Annotated in this window: 20 protein-coding genes; 9 read left to right on the top strand and 11 right to left on the bottom strand. The window is 72.3% G+C overall.

All coding sequences use genetic code 11. The annotated features are described in order from the left end of the window. Positions 1 to 90 precede the first annotated feature (90 nt). Entirely contained in the window at positions 91 to 594 is a 504-nt protein-coding gene (locus tag O7626_RS23710) for a hypothetical protein (protein WP_278063306.1), read from the top strand. A gap of 141 nt (positions 595 to 735) precedes the next feature. On the opposite strand, the gene O7626_RS23705 is transcribed toward O7626_RS23710, so the two are convergent. The 4 genes from O7626_RS23705 to O7626_RS23690 all read right to left on the bottom strand — a co-directional run bounded on the left by O7626_RS23705 (position 736) and on the right by O7626_RS23690 (position 4964). After that, positions 736 to 2358, bottom strand: a complete 1623-nt coding sequence (locus O7626_RS23705) for a cytochrome bc complex cytochrome b subunit (protein ID WP_278063305.1) — start codon at positions 2356 to 2358, stop codon at positions 736 to 738. Then, positions 2355 to 3443, bottom strand: coding sequence for a Rieske 2Fe-2S domain-containing protein (locus O7626_RS23700; protein ID WP_278063304.1), 1089 nt, complete (start codon positions 3441 to 3443; stop codon positions 2355 to 2357). Before O7626_RS23700 ends, O7626_RS23705 begins: the two co-directional genes overlap by 4 nt. Then, positions 3440 to 4288, bottom strand: coding sequence for a c-type cytochrome (locus O7626_RS23695; RefSeq protein ID WP_278063303.1), 849 nt, complete (start codon positions 4286 to 4288; stop codon positions 3440 to 3442). Before O7626_RS23695 ends, O7626_RS23700 begins: the two co-directional genes overlap by 4 nt. A 76-nt stretch (positions 4289 to 4364) precedes the next feature. Then, the gene (locus O7626_RS23690; RefSeq protein WP_278063302.1) at positions 4365 to 4964 is read right to left on the bottom strand and encodes a heme-copper oxidase subunit III; all 600 of its coding nucleotides are present in this window, start codon (positions 4962 to 4964) and stop codon (positions 4365 to 4367) included. 142 nt (positions 4965 to 5106) lie between these two features. On the opposite strand from O7626_RS23690, the gene O7626_RS23685 reads away from it, so the two are divergent. From O7626_RS23685 to O7626_RS23670, 4 genes are all read left to right on the top strand, one after another. Next, complete coding sequence (locus tag O7626_RS23685; RefSeq protein ID WP_278066282.1) at positions 5107 to 6027, top strand: cytochrome c oxidase assembly protein; 921 nt, start codon at positions 5107 to 5109, stop codon at positions 6025 to 6027. 145 nt (positions 6028 to 6172) lie between these two features. Next, positions 6173 to 6583 (top strand): hypothetical protein, encoded by a 411-nt coding sequence (locus tag O7626_RS23680; protein ID WP_278063301.1) that lies wholly within the window; start codon positions 6173 to 6175, stop codon positions 6581 to 6583. 75 nt (positions 6584 to 6658) lie between these two features. After that, positions 6659 to 7720, top strand: coding sequence for an anthranilate phosphoribosyltransferase (gene trpD / locus O7626_RS23675; RefSeq protein WP_278063300.1), 1062 nt, complete (start codon positions 6659 to 6661; stop codon positions 7718 to 7720). 222 nt (positions 7721 to 7942) lie between these two features. After that, entirely contained in the window at positions 7943 to 8602 is a 660-nt protein-coding gene (locus O7626_RS23670; RefSeq protein ID WP_278063299.1) for a DUF4142 domain-containing protein, read from the top strand. Between the two features lie 190 nt (positions 8603 to 8792). Here the strand turns inward: O7626_RS23670 and O7626_RS23665 are convergent, their stop codons facing one another. From O7626_RS23665 to O7626_RS23640, 6 genes are all read right to left on the bottom strand, one after another. Then, positions 8793 to 9692 carry an alpha/beta fold hydrolase gene (locus O7626_RS23665; protein WP_278063298.1) on the bottom strand — a complete coding sequence of 300 codons (900 nt, stop codon included), beginning with the start codon at positions 9690 to 9692 and terminating at the stop codon, positions 8793 to 8795. An 81-nt stretch (positions 9693 to 9773) separates the two neighbouring features. Next, positions 9774 to 10061, bottom strand: a complete 288-nt coding sequence (locus tag O7626_RS23660) for an Lrp/AsnC ligand binding domain-containing protein (protein WP_278063297.1) — start codon at positions 10059 to 10061, stop codon at positions 9774 to 9776. A gap of 108 nt (positions 10062 to 10169) precedes the next feature. Next, entirely contained in the window at positions 10170 to 11048 is an 879-nt protein-coding gene (locus O7626_RS23655) for a sugar phosphate nucleotidyltransferase (RefSeq protein ID WP_278063296.1), read from the bottom strand. Next, positions 11045 to 11584, bottom strand: coding sequence for an NUDIX domain-containing protein (locus tag O7626_RS23650; RefSeq protein WP_278063295.1), 540 nt, complete (start codon positions 11582 to 11584; stop codon positions 11045 to 11047). Before O7626_RS23650 ends, O7626_RS23655 begins: the two co-directional genes overlap by 4 nt. A 76-nt stretch (positions 11585 to 11660) precedes the next feature. Continuing rightward, the gene (locus O7626_RS23645) at positions 11661 to 13442 is read right to left on the bottom strand and encodes a RelA/SpoT family protein (RefSeq protein WP_278063294.1); all 1782 of its coding nucleotides are present in this window, start codon (positions 13440 to 13442) and stop codon (positions 11661 to 11663) included. A 143-nt stretch (positions 13443 to 13585) separates the two neighbouring features. Continuing rightward, positions 13586 to 15352 (bottom strand): DEDD exonuclease domain-containing protein, encoded by a 1767-nt coding sequence (locus O7626_RS23640; RefSeq protein ID WP_278063293.1) that lies wholly within the window; start codon positions 15350 to 15352, stop codon positions 13586 to 13588. A 127-nt stretch (positions 15353 to 15479) separates the two neighbouring features. Between O7626_RS23640 and O7626_RS23635 the strand changes: the two genes are divergently transcribed. The 4 genes from O7626_RS23635 (at position 15480) to O7626_RS23620 (ending at position 20145) form a co-directional block, all read left to right on the top strand. After that, entirely contained in the window at positions 15480 to 17114 is a 1635-nt protein-coding gene (locus O7626_RS23635; RefSeq protein WP_278063292.1) for an NYN domain-containing protein, read from the top strand. Positions 17115 to 17430: 316 nt separating this feature from the next. After that, positions 17431 to 17655 carry a hypothetical protein gene (locus O7626_RS23630; RefSeq protein ID WP_278063291.1) on the top strand — a complete coding sequence of 75 codons (225 nt, stop codon included), beginning with the start codon at positions 17431 to 17433 and terminating at the stop codon, positions 17653 to 17655. A 91-nt stretch (positions 17656 to 17746) separates the two neighbouring features. Next, positions 17747 to 19006 (top strand): M48 family metallopeptidase, encoded by a 1260-nt coding sequence (locus tag O7626_RS23625; RefSeq protein WP_278063290.1) that lies wholly within the window; start codon positions 17747 to 17749, stop codon positions 19004 to 19006. Then, a complete protein-coding gene (locus O7626_RS23620; protein WP_278063289.1) occupies positions 19003 to 20145 on the top strand; it encodes a glycosyltransferase family 4 protein in 1143 nt (380 codons plus the stop codon). The genes O7626_RS23625 and O7626_RS23620 overlap by 4 nt, the downstream gene beginning before the upstream one ends. Before the next feature lie 165 nt (positions 20146 to 20310). Here O7626_RS23620 and O7626_RS23615 read toward each other — a convergent pair whose 3' ends face one another. Further along, entirely contained in the window at positions 20311 to 21696 is a 1386-nt protein-coding gene (locus tag O7626_RS23615) for an RICIN domain-containing protein (protein WP_278063288.1), read from the bottom strand. Positions 21697 to 21970 lie beyond the last annotated feature (274 nt).

The raw sequence follows: 21970 nt of genomic DNA, 5'->3' as shown, positions 1-21970 counted from the left end.
CTGGTACCTTGCGGTGTGTTCGTGTTGTGGCCGGATTCGGCGGACGTCCTCCGAGATCTTCTCCGACAACATGGCCTTGATCCGAACCGGGTGGAGAGCCCCGAGTCGGCCTGGCGGGTGTTCTGGTCCTTCCTTGCGGTCGAGATCGATGGGCTGGAGTCGGCGCCGGGCGGGAACGCCGATGGATTTGCCGTGTCCTGGGGTCGCTACAGCTGGAGCGATGAGCTGCCGACCTTGTCCTTCAACAGGCATCTGATGGTCAACGGGGCGGGGCCGGATTGGTATCAGCCGGAGCGCTGGAGGCTCAGCCTTGACATGGTGTTTCCGGATTTGCCCGCCTTCGCTGACGTCGGTGAGCTCAACACTCAGAGCAGCGGCATTTACTGCGAACGCCCAGATTCTGCGGTGGACGACGTCGTGCGTGAGGTGTTGTGGGAGATTGAGCAGTATCCGGCGTTGCAGGCGCTGTGGACGAGTACGCCGCTGCGGAGCGTGATCGGTTTCGGCCCTCGGCACCCGCGTGTGGGGAACGTTGAGGCCTTCGATGCCCAGCAGCAGGCCGCCTATCTTGAATGGCGTGCCCGCTACGGTTAGTGCTCTGGACTTCCCGTTCGTCGATCAGACGCAAAGACCTGGCCCCAACTACAGACAGCAGGCCGGGAACGACAGCAGGCCCGGAAACGGCAGTGGCGCCCGCCGGTTCTCCGGCGGGCGCCACTGGTGGGGCTTCGTAGCTCAGCGGCGCTCGCCGCTGCCGATCTCCTGGCGTTCCGGGCGCGGCTCGACCGGCGGGTGGCCGGGCGAGACCGGCGCCTCGACCGGCTTCTCGATGGGGTAGAAGAAGCCCTTGATCGCCGGTCCGAGCGCGCCGAGCCGGTTCATCTTCTTCGGCACCACCCAGCCGACGTACTCCAGCTCGCTGTGGCCGTGCTCGTCGGTCCGGCCGAGCGGCTGGTGCACCTCCACGAACTGCCCGCTCGGCAGCCGGCGGATGATGCCGGTCTCGACGCCGTGTGCGAGTACCTCCCGGTCGTGCTGTTGGAGGCCGAGGCAGATCCGGTAGGTGACGTAGTACGCCAGCGGCGGCAGGACGATCAACCCGATCCGGCCGGCCCAGGTCATCGCGTTCAGGCTGATCCAGAACTTCTCCGCGATCACGTCGTTCGCCCCGGAGAGCGTCAGCACCAGCCAGAACGTCACCGCCATGGCGCCCAGGGCGGTACGGCCCGGAACGTCGCGGGGACGCTGGAGCAGGTGGTGGCTGCGCTGGTCCTTGTTGAGCCGGGCCTCGATGAACGGGTAGAGCAGCGGCACCACGGTCAGGATCCCGGGCAGCACCACGGTCGGCCAGAACAGCGGCGGGATGACGTAGCCGTCGCCGATCGGGATGGAGATCTGCCACGGCGGCATCAACCGGGTCGAGCCGTCGAGGAACATGACGTACCAGTCGGGCTGGCTGGCCGCCGAGACCACCCCGGCCTCGTACGGGCCGAACAGCCAGATCGGGTTGATCTGTGCCACGCCGCCGAGTAAGGCGATCACCCCGAAGACGATCATGAAGAAGCCGCCCTGCTTCAACGCGTAGCGCGGGAACATGCGTTCGCCGACCACGTTCGCGTTGGTCCGGCCGGGGCCGGGCCACTGGGTGTGCTTCTGCTTGAAGACCAGGCCGAGGTGCACGCTGATCAGCGCCACCAGCAGGGCGGGGATCAGCAGTACGTGGGCGATGAAGAACCGGCTGATGATGATCTCACCCGGGAACTCGCCGGCGAAGATGGACGAGGTGAGCCAGGTGCCGATCACCGGGATGGAGAGCATGATCGCCGAGGCGATCCGCAGGCCGGTGCCGGAGAGGCCGTCGTCCGGCAGCGAGTAGCCGGTGAAGCCGGCGAGGAAGCCGACCCAGAAGAGCAGGTAGCCGATGATCCAGTTCAGCTCGCGCGGCTTGCGGAACGCTCCGGTGAAGAAGATCCGCATCATGTGCACGATGATCGAGGCCATGAACAGCAGCGCGGCCCAGTGGTGCATCTGCCGCATGATCAGGCCGCCGCGCACGTCGAACGAGATGTTCAGCGACGACTCGTAGGCGGCGGACATGTGCACGCCCTGCAACGGCCGGTAGCTGCCGTCGTAGGTGACCTCGCGCAGCGACGGCTCGAAGAACAGCGTCAGGTAGACGCCGGTGAGCAGCAGCACGATGAAGGAGAAGAGCGCGATCTCACCGAGCAGGAACGACCAGTGGTCCGGGAAGACCTTGTTCAGCAGGGAACGCAGCGGGGTCGCCACGTGGTATCTGTCGTCGACCTCGCGGGCGGCCTTGCCGGGCACCGCCGCCATGTCGAACCTTCGACGCTTCATGGCCGCTCCCAGAAGTCTGGCCCGACGGTCTCGGTGAAGTCGGACTTCGCCACGAAGAATCCGCCCTCGACGTCGAGCGGCAGTTGGGGAAGTCGCCGGTTCGCCGGGCCGAAGATCGGGCGGGCGTTGTCGGTGATCAGGAACTGGGACTGGTGGCAGGGGCAGAGCAGCCGGTTGGTCTGCTGCTCGTAGAGGCTCGCCGGGCAACCCGCGTGGGTGCAGATCTTGGAGTACGCGATGTAGTTGCCCCACATGTAGTCCGGCTTGTCCTCCCGGACGTTCGCCGCCTTCGCCTGTGCCGCGTCACCCTCGCGGAGGTGGATCAGCAGCACGGGGGAGTCGGCGTGCTTGTTCGTGGCGCCGCCCTCGATGCCGGGGAAGACGGTGATCTGGCCGCCGGGGCTGACGTCCTCCGGGCGTACCGGGGTGCCGTCGTGGTGGGCCAGGTGGATCCGCTTGCCGTCCTCCGGCTTCCAGCCGGTGGTGAACATCTGGTTGTTCTTGTGCGGCTGTTCGATCATGCCGCCGATCAGCGGGGCCGCGGCGACCGCACCCACCGGGGCGAGCCCGGCCAGCAGGGAGATGCCGAGCAGAGGCCGGCGCCGTACGCCCATCTCGTCGGCGAGGTAGAGCATCGTGTTGCCGGTGAGCTTGCGCTCGTCCTCGCTGACTTCCTCGTCGTGCCGGCCCTGGATCGACACCTCCTTGGGCAGCAGCTTCTTGCCCCAGGCGAGCAGGCCGAAGCCGATCAGGAGCAGCGCGAGGCCGAGGGTGAGGCCGAGCAGCGGGGTGTAGAGCACGCCGAGCCCGCTCTGCGACTCGTAGTCCCAGGGCCACCAGATGTAGACCACCAGGAAGGCGGTGGACAGGGCGCCGACCAGGAGGAACATGAAGGTGATCGTCCGGCTCAGCCGGCGCTCCGCCCTGGTGCCCGGGACCGGGAACTGCGGCTCGTAGTGGACGATCTCGATGTCGTCCCGCCGGGCGCCCTCGCGGACGATGTCGAACCGGGACAGGGTCGGGTCGTCCAGGTCCACCGGCGCCCGACCGGCCCCGTGCGGCTGTCCGTCGTTGGCAGTGCTCATGACTTACCCGCAATCCACAGAGCAGCGAAGATCAGTGCCACGATGCCGACCAGGAAGATCACCAGCGCCTCGGTGGCCGGGCCGTAGCGGCCGAGGTTGAGGCCGCCCGGATCGCGGTCGGACTGCACGGTCTCGTTCAGGTACGCGATGATGTCGGCCTTCTGCTCCGGCCGGATCTGGTTGTCGCCGAAGACCGGCATGTTCTGCGGCCCGGTCAGCATCGCGGCGTAGATCTGCCGGTCGGTCGCGTCCCGCAGGTTCGGGGCGAACTTGCCGGAGGAGAGCGCACCGCCGCCGCCGCCGAAGGCGTGGCAGGAGGAGCAGTTGATCCGGAACAGCCGGCCGCCCTCGGCCGCGTCCCCGCCACGGTGCAGGTTGTCGCCCTCGGGCAGCTGCGGCCCGCCGCCGAGCTCCTGGACGTACTGCGCGAGCTGGGTGGTCTGGTCGTCGGTGAAGACCGGCGGCTTCTCCTCGGCCTGCGCCTCCTGCCGGGCCAGCGGCATCCGCCCGGTGCCGACCTGGAACTCCACGGAGGCGGCACCGACACCGATCAGGCTCGGTCCCCGTCCCTCGACGCCCTGTGCGTTGCGGCCGTGACAGCTCACGCAGCTGGTGTCGAAGAGCGCCTTGCCCTCCTGGGCCGCCGAGGTGAGCTGCGGCGTGTCCTGCGCCGAAAGGCCCGGCGCGAAGACGGTGTAGGCGCCGCCGGCCAGGGTGAGTGCGGCCAGCAGCCGGACCGCGGCGCCCAGTCGACGGCGGGCCTTGCCGCGCGGCCTCGACCGCGCGCGGCGCAGCCGCGAGAGCAGCCCGCGGGAGCGGTCGCCGCCGGGGGTGTCAGAAGTCATGGCCTGTGTCCTTAACGGTTTTCTCGACCTTGTCTGAAGGGACGGGGCAACGGGGCGGAACGTGACCGCTCCAAGATCACTGAAGCCAGTAGATCATGCCGTAGAGCGCGATCCAGACGACGTCGACGAAGTGCCAGTAGTAGGAGACGACGATCGCCGAGGTGGCCTGTGCCGGCGTGAACCGGCCCATGGTGGTCCGGATCATGAAGATGATGAAGGCGACCAGACCGCCGGTCACGTGCAGCGCGTGGAAACCGGTGGTCAGGTAGAACACCGACCCGTACCCGTCGCCGTTGATCTTCACCCCGTGGTGCACCAGCTCGCGGTACTCGTTGAGCTGGCCCAGGACGAAGACCAGGCCCATCACGAAGGTGAGCGTGAACCAGCGACGCAGCGCGTGCACGTCACCCCGTTCGGCGGCGAAGACACCCGCCTGACAGGTGATCGAGGAGAGCACCAGGATCACCGTGAACGTCGTCGCGTACGGGATGTTCAGCACCTCGGTGTGCTTCTCCCACTGCTCGGGCGCCGCCGCCCGGATGGAGAAGTACATCGCGAACAGCGCCGCGAAGAACATGAGTTCGCTCGAGAGCCACACGATCGTCCCGACGCTGACCATGTTGGGTCGGGTCAGCGAGTGGATCCGGCTCTTGTCAATGGCTGAGGCGGCAGTCACGCGGTCATTATTGCCCCTGATCGGCATCGGCCATCGTCGGGGTGGCCTAACTCCCTCGTCGGACGGGGTGACGCAGCCCGGCCGGTTCGTCTGGCCTAGCCTGAAAAGCGTGCTGCACCTCGACACCGGCCCCGCCCCGGCGGTGCCCCCGGCACCGGCCGTCCTCGCCGGTGGGGGCGCCGAGACGACGCCGTTCACCGTCTCCGCCATCTTCACCGAGAGCACGCTGAACAGCTGGCTCGCCGTCGGCCTGGTGCTGGCCGCCGGCCTCTACCTGTACGGCGTACACCGGTTGCGGGTGCGCGGGCACTCCTGGCCGCTACCGCGTACCGTGCTCTTCCTCGGGCCGGGGCTGGGCGGGATCGCCGCGGTCACGCTCACCGGGCTCGGGGCGTACGACACCACCCTGCTGTCGGTGCACATGGTCCAGCACATGGTGCTGTCGATGGTGGCGCCGATCTTCCTTGCCCTGGGTGCCCCGGTCACCCTGGCGCTGCGCACCCTGGGCAGGGCGCCCCGCAAGCGGCTGCTCGCGGTGCTGCACAGCCGGGTGGCGAAGGTCTTCTCCTTCCCGCTCTTCGCCTACGCGATCTTCGTGGTCAACCCGTTCGTGCTCTACTTCTCCGGCCTCTACCGGTGGACCCTGGAGAACTCCTTCGGGCACGAGCTGGTGCACGCGCACTTCATCCTCACCGGATGCCTCTTCTTCTGGCCGCTGGTCGGGCTCGACCCGCTGCCGGGCCGCTGGCCGTACCCGGCCCGGGCGCTGCTGATGATCCTCTCGGTGCCCTTCCACACCGTGCTCGGGCTGACGGTGATGCAGAGCACCACCCTGTTCGGCGGCGACTGGTACCCCTCGCTCGGGCTGGACTGGTCCGACCCGTTCAACGACCAGAAGGTGGCCGGCGGCATCCTCTGGGCCGGTGGCGAGTTCGTCAGCGTGACCATGCTCGCCGTGCTGCTGGTGCAGTGGGTGCGGCAGTCCGAGCGGGAGGCCCGCCGCACCGACCGCGAGCTGGACCGCCAGGAGGCCAGGGAACGGGCCGCCGGCAGTCCGGTGTAACGGGCCGGGCCGCGGCGGGTGCCGGCGTACCCGGATGTCCCGGGATTCGGGCGGCACCGGCCCCGGAAGCCGGGCGGGCCGGTCGGGCCCCGGAGCCGACCGGTACGATCGGCTGCGCAGCTACGAGGTGGGAGCCCAGCGACCGATGAGCGATCGTCAGTACACCGTCCTGCTCTACAGCGACGACCCGGAGGTCCGGGACCGGATGCGGCTCGCCGTCGGCACCCGCCCGGCCGCCGACCTGCGCGTCGAGTTCGTCGACGCGGAAAGCTACGACGAGTGCATCCGGCTGGTCGACGACTACGAGATCGACCTGCTGCTGCTCGACGGCGAGGCGACCCCGACCGGCGGGCTCGGCATCGCCCGGCAGATCAAGGACGACCGTGACGAGGCCCCGCCGACCTGCGTGGTGATCGCCCGGGCCGCCGACCGGTGGCTCGCGGCCTACGCCCAGGTCGACGCCACCCTGGTGCACCCGCTCGACCCGGTGACCACCGGCCAGACCGTGGCCGGCCTGCTCCGCTCCCGCGCCAGCGGCGCCAGCGCGCTCTCCTAGGGCTCCGGGGCACGCACCACCACCACGCACCACCACACACACCGCCAACCACCCCGCCCCGCCCGGGAGGCCCGCATGGGTGAACGGACCTGGCCCAACCTGCTCGCCGCGCTGCTGCGTGCCGAGGAACTCTCCACCGCCGACACCGCCTGGGCGATGGGGGAGATCATGTCGGGGGCGGCGACACCGGTCCAGATCGCCGGGTTCGCCACGGCGCTGCGGGCCAAGGGGGAGACCCCGGCCGAACTGGCCGGACTGGTCGAGGCGATGCTGGGCCGGGCCACCCTGGTCGAACTGCCGGCCGCGCTGCGCGCCGAGGCGGTCGACGTGGTCGGCACCGGCGGCGACCGGGCGCACACCGTCAACATCTCCACCATGACCGCGATGGTGGTCGCCGGTGCCGGGGTACGCGTCGTCAAGCACGGCAACCGGGCCGCCTCGTCCTCCTGCGGCGCCGCCGACCTGCTCGAATTCCTCGGCGTGCCGCTCGACCTCGGGCCGGCCGGAGTGGCCCGGTGCGTCTCCGAGGTCGGCATCGGCTTCTGCTTCGCCGCCCGCTTCCACCCCGGGATGCGGCACACCGGCGGGCCCCGGCGCGAGCTCGGCGTGCCGACGGTCTTCAACTTCCTCGGCCCGCTGACCAACCCGGCCCGGCCCCGGTCCGGCGCGGTGGGCTGCTTCGACCCCCGGATGGCGCCGGTGGTGGCCGAGGTCTTCGCCCGGCGTGGCGACTCGGTGCTGGTGATGCGCGGCGAGGACGGGCTCGACGAGTTCAGCACCGCCGCGCCGACCCGGCTGTGGCTGGCCCACCAGGGCCGGGTCACCGAGATGCTGGCCGACGCCGCCGACCTCGACCTTCCCCGCTCGGCCCCCGGCGACCTGCGCGGCGGCGACGCCGCGTTCAACGCCGACGTGACCCGCCGGCTGCTGGCCGGCGAGCCTGGCCCGGTCCGGGACGCGGTACTCGTCAACGCCGCCGCCGCGCTGGCGGCCAACGGCGGCTTCCCCGGCGGGCTGTTGCCGGCGATGCGCGACGGTCTGCTCCGGGCGGCCGACTCGATCGACTCCGGCGCCGCCGCCCGCACCCTCGACACCTGGGTCGAGATAGCCAAGTCCGCCAAGTCCGAAGAGCCCTAAACCCTTCCCACCGCACCGCACCCGTGCGCTGCCGCGCGTGCACGATCGCGCAGTTTCCGGGAAAGAGTGGGCTCGTCGCGCCCGAAGAGCACTCTTTCCCCGAAAGAGTGGGCCTGCCCGTCCCGGATTCGGCGTACCCGGTGCGTCGAACGGTAAACGACTCGGCGTGTGGGCGGAGGTACCGGGTATCCCCGAAGTTCAACGACGGAGGGGGGAACACACATGTTGGTCGTCAAACGCCTGGGCGTGCTCGTCTCGATGGCGGTACTCGGCCTCGTGCCGGCCGGTGCGGCGTACAGCGCCGCCGCCGCGCCGTCGGGGACACCGTCGGCCACGCCGTCCGCTTCGCTGTCGGCGCAGGACAGACAGTTCCTGCAGTCGATCCACCAGGTGAACCTCGCGGAGATCGCGACGGGCAACCTGGCCAAGCAGAAGGGGGCGAGCCAGGAGGTCAAGGACCTCGGCGGTCGGTTGGTGACCGACCACACCCAGCTCGACCAGAAGGTGCAGAGCGTCGCATCGGCGGCCTCGCTGACACTGCCGAACAAGGTGACCAGCGAGCAGCAGGCGGTCGTCAACCAGTTGCAGAACGTCTCGGGTGCGGACTTCGACACGCAGTGGGTCACGGCCCAGCTGACCGCGCACACCCAGGCGATGCAGCTGGTGCAGGCCGAGTTGACCCAGGGTTCCGACCCGTCGGCCAAGCAGGTGGCGCAGCAGGCGGCCCCGGTGCTCCAGGCGCATCACAACGCGCTGGTGGCGGCGGCCCAGAGTCTGGGCATCCCGATCCCGGGTGGCACCACGGTGGGACCGAGTCCGGGAATCAGTTCCGGCGCTCCGTCGCCGGGCCGGACGGGCACGCCGAGCCCGACCATCAGCTAGTCCACCGCCGCGATACGGCGGCATGACGGGTCCTCCGGCCGTGACACCATGCCGGGGGACCCGTCGTCGCTGCCGGCACCCAGTGGTCGTTTCTGGCTGGGGCGGGCCCGGTCGGCTCGGCTCTGGCTGGAAAGGACCCGGTTGGCGGCGCGGTACCGCGATGCTGCCGGGCTGGGATCGGGCGGCGGCGCTATCGGGGCGGCAACTCCGCGGCGAAGGCGGCCACCTGGGCGGCGACCGGCGCCGACGCGCGTACCCAGGTGAAGTGGTCGAGTCGGGCACCGCTCTCGGCCTCCGTGTAACGGGTACGTCGGACCGGGGCGGCGGCCAGCTTCCCGCAGAGGAAGTCGACGGTCCCGTGCGGGGTGTATTGGTCGTGGTCGACGCTCACCGCCAGCACCGGGGTACGCACCCGCCGGACGGCGGCTTCGGCGTCCACCCCGTCCAGCCGGGGAAACCGACCTGTCCGGGCGGTGTACGCCCAGTCCCGGATCACCCCCCGCGCCTGCCGGCCGCCGAAGCCCCAACCGGGCCAGCTGCCCAGCGCGACCGCGCCGCAGTGGATGAGCTGGGTGCCGGCGAGGATGCCGAGCCGACGACGTTCCGGATATGCCCGCCAGTACGGCAGCCCGACCGCGACCAGGGCCAGACCGTCGACAGGTGCGGCGGGGCCGAGCGCCAGGTGCAGCAGCGCGGCCTGTCCGCCGAGCGAGTGGCCGAGCAGGATCGTGGTCCGGCCGTCGAGCCGTGGTTTGAGGCTGGCCAGGACCGCGCCGACGTCACCGGCCAGCTCGGCGTAGCCGTACCGGGAGGCGCGGCTCGGTGCCGGTGTGCTGGCGCCGGTGCCGCGCAGGTCGGCCACGACCACGGCCAGTCCGGCGGCCCGCAGCGCGGCGGCGAGCGGGGCGTAGTAGCTGGCCCGTACTCCCATCGCCGGCCAGACCAGCACGACCGGCGCCTCCGGCGCTCCGACCGGGTCGGGGTAGCTGCGCAGGGCGATCCGGTCGCCGTCCCGGTCGACGAGGAACTCCTCGTGGTCCGGGGCCGGAGCCGGCTGCGGGGGCTGCCCCAGGCTGCTGTCGCTGCTCATCCGGCGAGCGTAGCGACCGCACGTTACCGGCGGGTAGCCGGTGTGGTCCGGCCGGCCGATGGTCAGCCCGGCCGGCGGTGGTCAGTCCGCGTCGGGGAGGCCGATCGCGAACGCCTCCTCCAGGTCGTGCTGGGAGTACGCCCGGAAGGCGATGTGCGACTCGGTGCCGAGCACCCCGGGTACCTTCGAGATCCGTCCGGCGATCACCTCGGCGATCTGCTCGAACTCGCGTACCCGGACGATCGCGATCAGGTCGACGTGACCGGCGACCGAATAGACCTCGCTGACGCCGGGTACCGCGGCCAGCGTCTCGGCCACCTCGGGGATCGAGTCGGTGGCGCAGTCGATCAGGACGATCGCGGTGATCACCGGAGGACTCCTCTCGTCGACGTGCCCGCTGGCGCGACGCCGCGCCCGGCGGAGATCGGAAGCCGGGTTGCGGCTGCCCGCCCATGCTAGAGGTTCCCGGGGGGACCCTCAGCCTCCGGCCGGGACTGTCAGGGTGTCGCCGACCCGGATGGCGTCGGTCAGGTGCTCGTCGGCCCGGACCAGGCCGCCGGGCCAGACCACGCAGCGTTCGAGCGTGCCCCGGACCACCGCCCCGGCACCGACCACCGCCGCCCGGTGTCCGCCGGTCACCTCGGCGGTCGGGTCGACCAGGCTGCCGCCGCCCGCCGCGTGCAGGTTCGCCGCCAGATAGTCGGCGGGCGTTCCGGTGTCGAGGTACCGGCCGGAGAATTCGACCACCTCCAGTTCGCCGGCCGCCTCGGCGGGGCGCCACACGGTGTGCACCAGTTCCGTCGGCTCGACCGGTAGGTCGCGGACCCGGGACCAGGGCAGCAGGGAGAAGCCGGCGAACCGGTGCCGGCCGAAGTCGCCGGGGCGGGGCGGCCCGTCGACCGGCTGACCGAGCAGCCGTACGGTGCGGCCGTCCCAGCCGGCGAGCAGCGCGGCGACGTCCGGCCCGGGTGGCGCGTCCGGCGCGGCCAGATAGGCGTCGGCGTTCCCGACGAGTACGCCCCGGCCGTCGATCCAGGGTCGCAGGTTGGCCACCCCGCCGGAGGTGCCGAGCGGGTCGCCGGGCTCGACCGAGAGCGCGGCCCGGCCGCCGACGTGTTCCACCACCTGGTCGCCGAGATAACAGGCGTTCACCGCGACCGTCGCGGGATCGTCGAAGCCGAGCACGGCGACCCGGTGCAGCGCCCGGTCCAGCAGCGGTACGTTCCCGACCGGACAGAGCGCCTTCGGCAGGTGCTCGGTGAGCGGGCGCAGCCGGCGGCCCTCCCCGGCGGCCAGCACCACGGCGCAGACCTCGACCTCTACGCCACCAGTCGGCGGGGCGGGAGTCGTGGTCACGACGCCGGCGGCGGTGTGCCGGCCGGGTCGGTCCCGGCGAGCGGGCCGATCCGATAGTTGGCGAGCAGCCGGGCGGTCGCGGTGCTGAGCCGGGGCAGTTCGTCGAGCGGATGCCAGGCGGCCTCGAGGACCTCGGCACCGTCGACCACGAGTTCGGTGGTCGAGGCCGGCACGTGTACCTCGAAGACCATGTCAACCCAGCCCTTGAGGTGCACCACCGCGTTCGGCAGGGCCGGCCGGAACTCGGTGAGCGGCAGCTTGATGCCGGTCTCCTCGTGCAGCTCCCGGGCGGCGCCGACCAGCGGCTCCTCACGGCGCTGGAGCAGCCCCGCCGGCAGTGTCCAGCCCCGGTTGGACGGCTGGCGCAGCAGCAGGATCCGGCCCGGTGCCGCCGCCTCGGCGTCGTGCACCAGGGTGACCGCGCCGACGATGTACTTCGGCACCGCCAGTCGGACCAGCTGGCGGCGCACCCCGAGGGGCAGACGGTAGAAGATCTTGTAGCCGACGGCGCGGGCCGGCGAACGGCGGGGGGTCACCGAACCAGGCTAGAGGGCGTACCGGCCGCGCGGGTGGCCCGGGGCACGGCAAGTCCGTCCGGCCGGCCCGGACCGGTCACTCCTGGTGGTCCACCAGTGCGATCAACTGCTCGACCACCGTGTCCGGCTCGATCGTCCGGTCCACCACCGCGACCAGCAGGGTCTCCAGGTCGGGATAGCCCTGCTCCTCGGCCAGCCGGCGCAGCGGCAGGTCGTTGGCGAGTCCCCGGTCGTGCTTGCGCAGCGTCAGTCCGATGGTGGCCCGGCCCAGCCGGACCTTGTCGGAGATGGAGATCGCCGGCTCCTGGTGCTCGGCGAACCAGCGGTTGATCTGCATCTGCGCCTGCGGCGACTTGACGAAGCCGAGCCACTCCTTGCGCGGCCCCGGCGGGGCGACGGCCAGGTCGAACTCGCCCTGCGCGTCGGTCTCGCTGAAGATCTCGACCACGTCGCCCTCGTCCAGTTCCGACGAGAGCGGCGCCAGCCGACCGTTGATCTTCGCGGCGAGGCAGTGGTCGCCGCGGTGCGGGCCCAACTCGTAGGCCAGGTCGACCGGGGTGGAGCCGGCCGGCAGGACGATCTGCCGGCCCTCGGCGAAGACCTGGATCTGTGTCTCGGCCAGGTCGCAGCGCAGCGACTGGAGGAACTGCGCCGGGTCGGCGGTGTCCCGTTCCCAGTTGAGCACCCGTTGCAGCCAGTCGAGCTGTTCGGCGCTGCCGGCGGCGTCCACCCCGGGCTTGGGGTAGCGGTAGTCGGCGGCGATGCCGTACTCGGCGCAGCGGTCCATCTGCTTGGTCCGGATCAGCACCTCGACGATCCGCTCGCCCGGGCCGATAACCGTGGTGTGCAGGGACTTGTAGAGGTTGTTCTTCGGCGCGGCGATGTAGTCCTTGAACCGGCCGGCGACCGGCCGCCAGAGCCCGTGGATCGAGCCGAGCGCGGCGTAGCAGTCGGTGTCCGGCCCGTCGACCACGATGGCGATTCGGGGCAGGTCGAAGGGGACGGCCTGGTCCCGGGCGACGGTGTCCTTCCAGATCGAGTAGTAGTGCCGGTCCCGGCGGCGCACCGTGCAGACGATCTTGTCGCGCCGGAGTATCACCTTGGCCTGGGCCACCACGTCGTCGAGATAGCTGGCCCAGTCCGGCCGGTTGCGTACGTAGTCGTCGATCTGGTCGTACGCCTCGGGTTCGAGGTGGCGCAGCACCACGTCGTCGAGGTCGCGCTTGAGCGCCTGGATGCCGAGCCGGTCGCAGAGCGGGACCAGCACCTCCTGGGTGGCCCCGGCGATCCGGGCCCGGGAGGCGAGTGAGCGGGCGTCCAGGGTACGCATGTTGTGCAGCCGGTCCGCCAGCTTGATGATCAGCACCCGGACGTCCTTGCCGGCTGCGATGATCATCTTGCGGATCGTCTCGGCCTCGGCGGCCTTGCCGTAGAACGCCTTGTCGAACTTGGTCACCCCGTCGACCAGGTGCGCCACCTCGCGTCCGAAGTCGCCGGTGAGCGCCTGGAGGGTGTAGTGGGTGTCCTCCACGGTGTCGTGCAGCAGCGCGGCGACCAGGGTGACCGTGTCCATCCCCAACTCGGCGCAGATCTGCGCCACCGCCAGCGGATGGGTGATGTACGGGTCGCCGCTCTTGCGGAACTGTCCCCGGTGCATGCTCTCGGCAATGGCGTAGCTGCGGCGCAGCACCCCGACGTCGGCGTTCGGGTGCACGTTGCGGTGCGCCCGGACGAGCTGGGTCACCGGATCGTCCTCAGCGGACGGCCAGGAGAGCAGTGAGCGCAGCCGGCGACTCAGCGTGATCTCTGTCGGGCGGGTGCTTCCGAAGGCAGCACCGTGACCGGCTTCGAGGTCCACGCGGAGCCACCTCCTCGCTCACCACCCCGTCCGGTGCCGACGGACGCGCCGGAACACCGGTGCGAACGCAAGCCCCGAAATCGGGCAGGACTGCACTTCTCTAACAGCCTAAAGGAGTGACGGTCGTCCGATCGGTCACTTGCTCATGTGCGTTCGGTCGGGAGTTGTCGCGCCGACGCCGCCTCGGCCCGGACCAGCAGGTCACGGAACCGCTCCGCACCCCTGGCCGGGCAGGCCCAACCGGCCGATGTCTCGACCAGCCGCGTGTCGGGCCGTTCCAACCAGGACAGGATGCGTTCGGACTCCTCGGCCGTGGCGTTCGGCACCGGGCCGTGTCCGGGCAGCACCGTCTCGGCGGTGGCCCGGACCAGGTCGAGCACCCGCCGGGGCGGCTCACCCGGCGCCGCGGTGCCGGCCCCGGCCAGCCGCCCGTGCCGGATCACCGCTAGCTCCCAGCCGCCGTCGGCGGCCCGCCGGGCGGCGGAAAGCTCGCCGATCCGGGCCAGCCCGAGCAGCCGTTGCATCCGGACGGTCGCCCGGAGCACCGCCGCGAGCCGGCTCCGGACCACCGCCGCCTCCTCGTAACGCTGCGTGTCGGCAAGCGCGCCGATCCGGGCCAGCAGCGCGTCGACGACCACCCCCGGATCGTCGGCCAGCGCGGCGCGGACCGGCTCGACCGCGCGGTCCGCGTACTCCTCGACCGAGATGCGGTGCTCGCAGGGTGCCGGGCAGCGACCCAGCTCGGCCAGCGCACAGGCCGGGCTGGTGGTCCGGACCGAGAGCCGGGGGGTGCACTGGCGCAGCTGCACCGCGTCGTGCACCCCGGCCGCCGCCAGCTCGGCGGCCCGGCGGGACCCGAACGGGCCGAGATAGGCCGCGTCGTCCGGCCCCAGCGACCGGACCAGCGACAGCCGCGGGTACGGCTCCGAGGTCAACTTGAGCCAGACCACCCGTTCCGGGAACTTCGACCGCCTGTTGTACGGCGGGGCGTGCGCCGCGATCAACCGCAGCTCGCGGACCTCCGCCTCCAGCGGATGGGCGCACTCCACCGCCTCGACCCGCTCGGCGGCGGCCAGCATCTCGGAGATCCGGGCCCGCTTCTCGGCGGCGGTGAAGTAACTGCGGACCCGGGTGGCGATGTCGCCGGAGGTGCCGACGTAGAGCGGCCGGTCGTCGGTGGCCCGGAAGATGTAGACCCCCGGCACCTTGGGCAGCCCGTCGGCCAGGTGCCGCTTGCGGCGCTGGGTCGGGGTGACCGCCTTGGCGAACTCGATCGCCTCGCCGAGGGTTTCCACCCGGTGCCCGCCGAGCCGGGCGATCAGCCCGTGCAGCACGTCCACCGTGGCCCGAGCGTCGGCCAGTGCCCGGTGGCTCGGCTGGTGCGGGGTGCGGAAGAAGGCCGCCAGGGTGCCGAGCTTGCGGTTGGGCACCTCGTCCCGGGTGAGCACCCGGCGGGCCAGCGCCGCGGTGTCCAGCACGCGGGGGTTCGGCCAGGTGTGACCGTGCCGGGCGCAGGCCGCCTTGAGGAAACCCACGTCGTACGGGGCGTTGTGCGCGACCAGCACCGCGCCCCGGAGGAACTCCAGCAGGCTCGGCAGCACCTCCTCGACCGGCGGGGCCGGCAGCAGCATCGCCTGGGTGATCCCGGTCAGCACGGTGATGAACGGCGGAATCGGCTCACCCGGGTTGACCAGGGTGGCCAGCACACCCAGCTCCTCGCCGCCGCGCACCTTGACCGCGCCGATCTCGGTGATCCCGCCGCCGTCCGGGGCGCCTCCGGTGGTCTCCAGGTCGAGGACCACGAATGTGGTCTCGCGCAGCGACTGCGCCTGGTCGGGCCAACCGTCCGAGCCGGGAGCGCCGTCCGACAGGCCGTCCAGCGTGCCCTGGACATATTGAGGTGAGACCACGGCGGGCAGGGTAGGCGGCACGTACGACACTTACGCATCATCCGTACCAGTCGTTCGCAGGGGCCGACGGGGCGAGATCATCTGAGGTGTTGGGCGATCGGTAGGGTGTCGGTGGGAGACTGGCGACATGCCCCGCGCCGAACCGTCCGACGACCGCCTCCCCGAGGAGGCGGCGCAGCCTGTGCGCCCCGAGCGTGCCGGCTCCCCCGGGCGGGACGGCGGCACCGACGAGCCGCGTCCGGCCGTAGCCGTCACCGAGACCCCAACCCCGACCCCGACCACGGCTACGGAAATCCCGCTCGGCCCCATCGGTGACGCCGCCACCGGTGACGCCCTAACAGGCGATCTGGCTGGCGGTGATCTGGCCGGCGGTGACCCGACGGGCCGTGCCGGGCCGGGCGGTGACCTGGGTGGTGACGGGCCGGACGATGCCGGGCCGGGGCCCGGGGAGCCGGGGGAGCGGGAGCCGGAGCCGACGCTGCCGGAGCCGGTGCGGGCCCGGATCGTCAGCCTGGCCGCCGCCGCGCTGCCGACGCTGCCCGCCGACGAGCTGCCGCCGCCGCTGCGCCGGGTCGCCAAGTTCGCGCCGAACCGGCGGGCCCGGCTCGGCGGTGCGCCGATCGCCACCCAGCTCGCCGCCGATCCGCTGTTCCGGCAGCGGGTGGCCAGCCGGGTCCTCGCCGAGGCCGGCGAACTCGGCTCGGTGGTGGTCTCCGGAGGAAGTCCGGCCGCCGCCGACCCGGTGGAGGTCGCCGCGCTGGCCTACCTGACCCGGCCGCCGGGCTGGCGGGACCTGGTCTCCGACGCCGGTGCGGCGGTCCAGGCCGAGGCGGACAGCGCGGTCGTCGCCGAACTGGTCCGGGAGGCCGAGCAGCGGGCCACCCGGGCCGAGCACGACCGTGCGGTGGCGAAGGTGGAGGCCGACAAGCTGCGCGACGAGGTGGCCCGGCTGCGGGAGGAGTTGGGCCAGCTCCGCGAGGAGACCCGGGTGCTGGGCCGGACGCTGCGGGAGGCCCAGGCCGGGCAGCGGCGGGCGGCCGAGCTGCTGGCCACCGAGAAGGGCCGGGCCGGCCGGGCGGTGGCCGACCACGAGGCGGAGCTGCGCCGGGTACGCGCCCGGTTGGCCGAGGCGGAGGCGGCCGCGGGCGCGGTCCGGCAGACCGCCAAGGAAGCCCGGTCGGTCGACGACGCCCGGCTCTGGCTGCTGCTGGAGACGATCGGCCGGGCCGCCGTCGGCCTGCGCCGGGAACTCGCCCTCGATCCCGCCGACCGGCTGCCGGCCGACTATGTCGCCGACGCGTTCGCCGAGCGCCCGGCGGCGGCGAACTCGGCGCGGGCGCTGGACGCGGACGACCCGGCCCGGCTCGACGAGCTGCTGGCGCTGCCCCGGGCGCACCTGGTGGTGGACGGCTACAACGTCACCAAGCGCGGCTTCGGCGACATGTCCCTGGAGCAGCAGCGCAAGCGCCTGATCAGCGGGTTGGGCGGGATCGCGGCGCAGACCGGTGACGAGGTGACGGTGGTCTTCGACGGTGCGGAGCGGGTGCACGGGCTGCCGCCCGCGCCGCGCGGCGTACGGGTGCTGTTCTCCCGGAAGGGGGAGACCGCCGACGACCTGATCCGCCGGCTGGTCCGGGCCGAGCCGGCGGGCCGACCGATCGTGGTGGTCTCCTCCGACCGCGAGGTCGCCGACGGCGTACGCCGGCACGGCGCCTACCCGCTCGGCGCGGACGCCCTGCTCCGCCGGCTCGCCCGCTCCTGACCGGCCGGCTCGCCCGCTCCTGACCGGCCGGCTCGCCCGCTCCTGACCGGCCGGCTCGCCCGCTCCTGACCGGCCGGCTCGCCCGTCTGCGGAGTGGAGGACCTGGCCAGCCGGGCTCGACGGGCCTGGTTAGCCGGCACGGCCGCCGGCCTGGAGGGCCTGACCAGCCGGGCTGACCCTTACGTCCGTTGATCAGCTGGATGGGGGCGTTGGGCGGCAACGCAGGTTTTGTCGTACCCCTGTCCTAGCGTCGATGTCACGGACGGTGGCTGCTTGCTGACCTCCACCGTTGCCCGCTGCTATGAGGAGTGCGCAGATGCTCATCGACTGCGACAGTTGCCCCCGAGGGGGTGCGGCCTGTTCCGGGTGCCTGGTGAGCGCCCTGCTGGACCAGCCACCCGGGCAGGCCGCGCTGACCGCCGACGAGATGCACGCGATCGAGGTCTTCACCCGGGCCGGCTTCGACGTCGAGATCCTGGACGCGCCGGTCTCGGCACCGGTGCGGCTCGCCAACCGGCGCCGACGCCGCCGGGTCGCATAGCCCGCCCCGCAACGCGCCGGCCGACCCGGGCATAGGATTGGCCGCGCGATCGGAGGGCGGAGCGGATGACCGAGTGGGTGCGGGCGACACCGTGACACCGCGTGCCTGGGCCGGCCTGACCCTGGTCGCCCTCCTGCTGCTGCTCGTCGCGGCCACGGTGCTGCTGGTGCCGTGGCCTCGCCCACCGGCGCCCCGCGCCGACCAGATCGCCGCGCTGGACGAGCTGGACCCGGCCGACGTGGCCCGGGGCCGGGCCTTCGCCGCCGCGCTGCGTCCGGGCGGCTACGCCGCGCTGGCCGTCGGGCTGGCGGTCGCCCTACTGCTCGGCCTCACCCCGCTCGGCGGGAAGCTGATCACCCTGGTCGGGCGCCCGTTCGGCGACCACTGGATCGCCCAGGCCGTGCTCGGCGGTCTCGCGGTGGTGCTGGTCGCCGACCTGGTGACCCTGCCGTTCGCCGCCTGGCGGCACGCCGTGGTGGCTCGCTACGGCCTCTCCACCCAGGGCTGGGGCGGCTGGACGGTCGACCTGCTCAAGTCGTACGCGGTAAGCGCCGTGATCGGCGCGGTGGCGCTGCTCGGCTTCTACGCGGTGATCCGGCTCGCCCCGAGGTGGTGGTGGGCGTTCGGGGCGGTCGGCGCGGCGATGCTTGTCACGCTCGGCTCGTTCATCCTGCCGGTGCTGGTGGAGCCGATCTTCAACCGGTTCACCCCGATGGAGCCGGGGCCGCTGCGCGTCGAGTTGATGGCGCTGGCCGACGCAGACGGCGTACCGGTGAAGGACGTGCTGGTCGCCGACGCGTCCCGGCGGACCCGGGCGGTGAACGCGTACGTCTCCGGGTTCGGGCCGACCCGGCGGATCGTCGTCTACGACACCCTGCTGCGGGAGGCGCCGCCGGCCGAGGTGGCGAGCGTGGTCGCGCACGAGCTCGGCCACGCCAAGGACCGGGACGTGCTCACCGGCACCCTCACCGGTGCGCTCGGCGCGGCGGCGGCGGTCGTTGCGCTCTACCTGCTCGGCTCCGCCGGTGCGCTGCTACGGGCCGCCGGGGTCGACTCGGTGGCCGAGCCACGGGCGTTCCCGCTGCTGTTGGCCCTGGTGACGGTGGCCGGTCTGCTGGCGTCGCCGGCCCAGGCCTGGGTATCCCGACAGGTCGAGGCGCGGGCCGACGCGCACGCCCTGGCCCTGACCGGCGATCCGGCCGCCTTCGAGGCGATGCAGCGGCGGCTCTCCGGCACCAACCTCGCCGACCCCGACCCGCCCCGCTGGGAATACCTGTTCCGGGCGAGTCATCCATCCACAGTGCAACGCATGGCCGCGGCCCGCGCGTACGCCCGAGGAGCCGGCGGTTGACCAGGACCCTGCTCGTCACCAACGACTTCCCGCCCCGCCCCGGCGGGATCCAGTCCTTCGTGCACGGTCTCGCCGTCCGGCAGCCGCCCGGCTCGGTGGTGGTCTACGCCTCGACCTGGCGCGGCGCCGACAAGTTCGACGCCGACCAGCCGTTCGACGTGGTCCGGGAGCCGACCGGGGTGCTGCTGCCGACCCGGCACGTCGCCCGGCGGGCGGCGGAGCTGGCCCGGGCGTACGACTGCGACACCGTCTGGTTCGGCGCGGCGGCCCCGCTGGGGCTGCTCGCCGCCGGGTTGCGCCGCCGGGCCGGGATCGTCCGGGCGGTGGCCCAGACGCACGGTCACGAGGTCGGCTGGGCGGCCCTGCCGGGTGCCCGTACGGCACTGCGCCGGATCGGCGACGGGGTGGACGTCACCACCTATCTCGGGGAGTACACCCGGGTCCGGCTGGACCGGGTGCTGCGCGGGCGTACCGAGCTGCGCCGGCTGGCGCCCGGGGTGGACGTGGACGTCTACCACCCGGACGTGGACGGTGCGCAGGTGCGCGCCCGGCACCGGCTGGGTGACCGGCCGGTGGTGGTCTGCGTCTCCCGGCTGGTGCCACGCAAGGGGCAGGACGCGCTGGTCCGGGCGCTGCCGGAGATCCGTCGCCGGGTGCCCGGGGCGGTGCTGCTGGTGGTCGGCGGTGGGCCGTACCGGGGGGCGCTGGAGAAGCTGGCCCGGCGGGTGGGAGTCGCGGCGGACGTGGTCTTCACCGGTTCGGTGCCGACCGCCGAGCTGCCGGCGCACTACGCGGCCGGGAACGTCTACGCGATGCCCTGCCGCACCCGCAACGGCGGGCTGGACGTGGAGGGCCTGGGCATCGTCTACCTGGAGGCGTCCGCGACCGGTTTGCCGGTGGTGGCCGGCAACTCCGGCGGGGCGCCGGACGCGGTCCGGGAGGGCGAGACCGGGTACGTCGTCGACGGCCGGGACGTCGGCCAGCTCGCCGACCGGGTCGCGGCACTGCTCGCCGACCCGGAGCTGGCCCGGCGCATCGGTGCCGCCGGCCGGGCCTGGGTGGAGCGGGAGTGGCGCTGGGAGCGGCAGGCGCACCGGATGACGGAGCTGCTGGCCGGCGGCGAGAGCGGCCACGAGTAGGGCGGGCTGCTGGCTGGTGCGAGGTGCTGGAACACCTGCCAACCGGTAGCCCGCCCACCCGGTTACGGACCTGCCGTTCGAGCGGGTTCGGCGCGGCCCGTCGTCAGCCGGGTGCCGCGCCCCGTGTCGTCGTCCGACGTCGGGGCACGGCTCCGGTCGGTGTGTCTAGAACTGAGAGAAGAACCGCCACACCTCGCCCTTGGTCCAGGTGCGGGCGCCGCTGTCGCCGCCGCCGTCGACCGGTCCGGGGGTGTGGCCTCCGTCGAAGGCGCCCCACTGCACCGGATATCCGGCCCGGCATCCCGAGTAGACGGTGGTGACGTGGGTCCGGCTGCCCGCCGCCGGCTCGCGCGGGCTCTGCGGGGTGCAGCCGTTGTTGCCGACGAACCTGTCCCGGAGCGAGCGCCCACCGCCGATGTTGTCGGAGATGCCGTGGATCCCGAAGTACGCGACCGGCTGGGTGCCGCCGGTGCAGCCGCTGAGCAGTCCGGGGGCGCCGTAGACGGTGACGGCCCGGAACACGGTCGGCCGGGCACAGGCGAGCGCGTAGCTCATGGATCCGCCGTAGCTGAAACCGAGGGCGAAGCGCTGCGCCTGGTTGACGCAGAGGTCGCTCTCGATCCGGCGGATCATGTCGTCGACGAAGGTGAGGTCCTCGCCGCCGGAGTTGGCCCAGCCGTTGTCGATGCCCTGGGGTGCGACCAGGATCGCGGAGTTGTTCGACTGTTCCTGCTGCCCGTAGTAGGCCCAGGCGGCCCCGTCCGCTCCGCCGTACGCCACGTCGCCGGCGGTGCCGCCCCACCAGTGGAACGCGAACATCAGCCGGTAGGGGGTGTTGTTGTTGTAGTTGGCGGGGATCCTGAGGATGAAGCTACGGCTCCGGCCGTTGCTCTGGATCGTGTGCGACCCGCTGGTGAGCGTCGGGGCTTTGCCGCACCCCGCACCCGGGTCGCCGCCACCGGGCGGTGGCGTGGTGGGGCTGCCGCCGCCGATCCGGGACAGCTGCCACTGCTGGTTGGTCCCGTTGCCGTCGGCGTACTGGACGACGTTCGCGCCGTCGGCCGTCGAGGCGCCCTGCACCTCCACCGCCTTGTTGCTGTTCCGGTTGAGCAGCCGGACGTGGCCGCCGTCGGAGTCGGCGAGCCGGAACTGCTGGTTCGTGCCGTTGTGGTCGGCCCACTGGACGATCGCGCCGCCGTCGGCGGTCGACGCGTTCGACACGTCGAGGACCTTGCCGGAGTGCCGGGACTTCAACCGGTAGTAGCCGCCGCCGGAGTCGACGAACTGCCACTGCTGGTTGGCCCCGTCGTTGCGGGTCCACTGGCTGATCCGCGCACCGTCGTTGGTGGCCAGGCCGTACAGGTCCAGGGCCTTGCCGCTGTTCCGGTTGACCAGCACGTACCAGGCGTTGGTGTCCACCGTCGCCGCGGCTGCGGGCGCCATGTTGACCACGACGAGCGTGCCGGCGGCCAGCAGTGCCGCGCCGGCCGCGGCCAACCAGGACCGTCGACGGCGTCTGGCGGGGGAGGCGGGACGAACCTCACCGTTCATCGAACTGCTCCTTCGATCGGGACCACGCGCGATCGGGACGGGACGCGCGCTGCCGCAGGTCGGCGTCCGGGAGCGGGGTGGCGTCAGCGCATGGGCCGACCTGCGAGCCAGAGCATCAAGGTAGCCTCGTCATACGTCATACGTCAATTATCTACGTCGATGTCTTGGCCGTCGGTGCCGTGGCGCGGATCCGGGACGAGTCGGCGCAGGTCGGCACGGCGGCCCGACGCTTCCTCCGCGACGGGCGCGCACAGCATGGCCGCCCCGCGACGCG

This window comes from Micromonospora sp. WMMD1102, from assembly GCF_029626265.1.
GTDB lineage: Bacteria > Actinomycetota > Actinomycetes > Mycobacteriales > Micromonosporaceae > Plantactinospora.
Note: the sequence above shows the minus strand (reverse complement) of the source record. Positions and strands in the feature narration are given on the sequence as shown.

Coding starts and splice junctions, on each gene's coding strand:
- O7626_RS23695 (WP_278063303.1), bottom strand. CDS start 4,288: ATGACTTCTGACACCCCCGGCGGCGACCGCTCCCGCGGGCTGCTCTCG.
- O7626_RS23635 (WP_278063292.1), top strand. CDS start 15,480: ATGCCCCGCGCCGAACCGTCCGACGACCGCCTCCCCGAGGAGGCGGCG.
- O7626_RS23700 (WP_278063304.1), bottom strand. CDS start 3,443: ATGAGCACTGCCAACGACGGACAGCCGCACGGGGCCGGTCGGGCGCCG.
- O7626_RS23705 (WP_278063305.1), bottom strand. CDS start 2,358: ATGAAGCGTCGAAGGTTCGACATGGCGGCGGTGCCCGGCAAGGCCGCC.
- O7626_RS23630 (WP_278063291.1), top strand. CDS start 17,431: ATGCTCATCGACTGCGACAGTTGCCCCCGAGGGGGTGCGGCCTGTTCC.
- O7626_RS23670 (WP_278063299.1), top strand. CDS start 7,943: ATGTTGGTCGTCAAACGCCTGGGCGTGCTCGTCTCGATGGCGGTACTC.
- O7626_RS23615 (WP_278063288.1), bottom strand. CDS start 21,696: ATGAACGGTGAGGTTCGTCCCGCCTCCCCCGCCAGACGCCGTCGACGG.
- O7626_RS23665 (WP_278063298.1), bottom strand. CDS start 9,692: ATGAGCAGCGACAGCAGCCTGGGGCAGCCCCCGCAGCCGGCTCCGGCC.
- O7626_RS23680 (WP_278063301.1), top strand. CDS start 6,173: ATGAGCGATCGTCAGTACACCGTCCTGCTCTACAGCGACGACCCGGAG.
- trpD (WP_278063300.1), top strand. CDS start 6,659: ATGGGTGAACGGACCTGGCCCAACCTGCTCGCCGCGCTGCTGCGTGCC.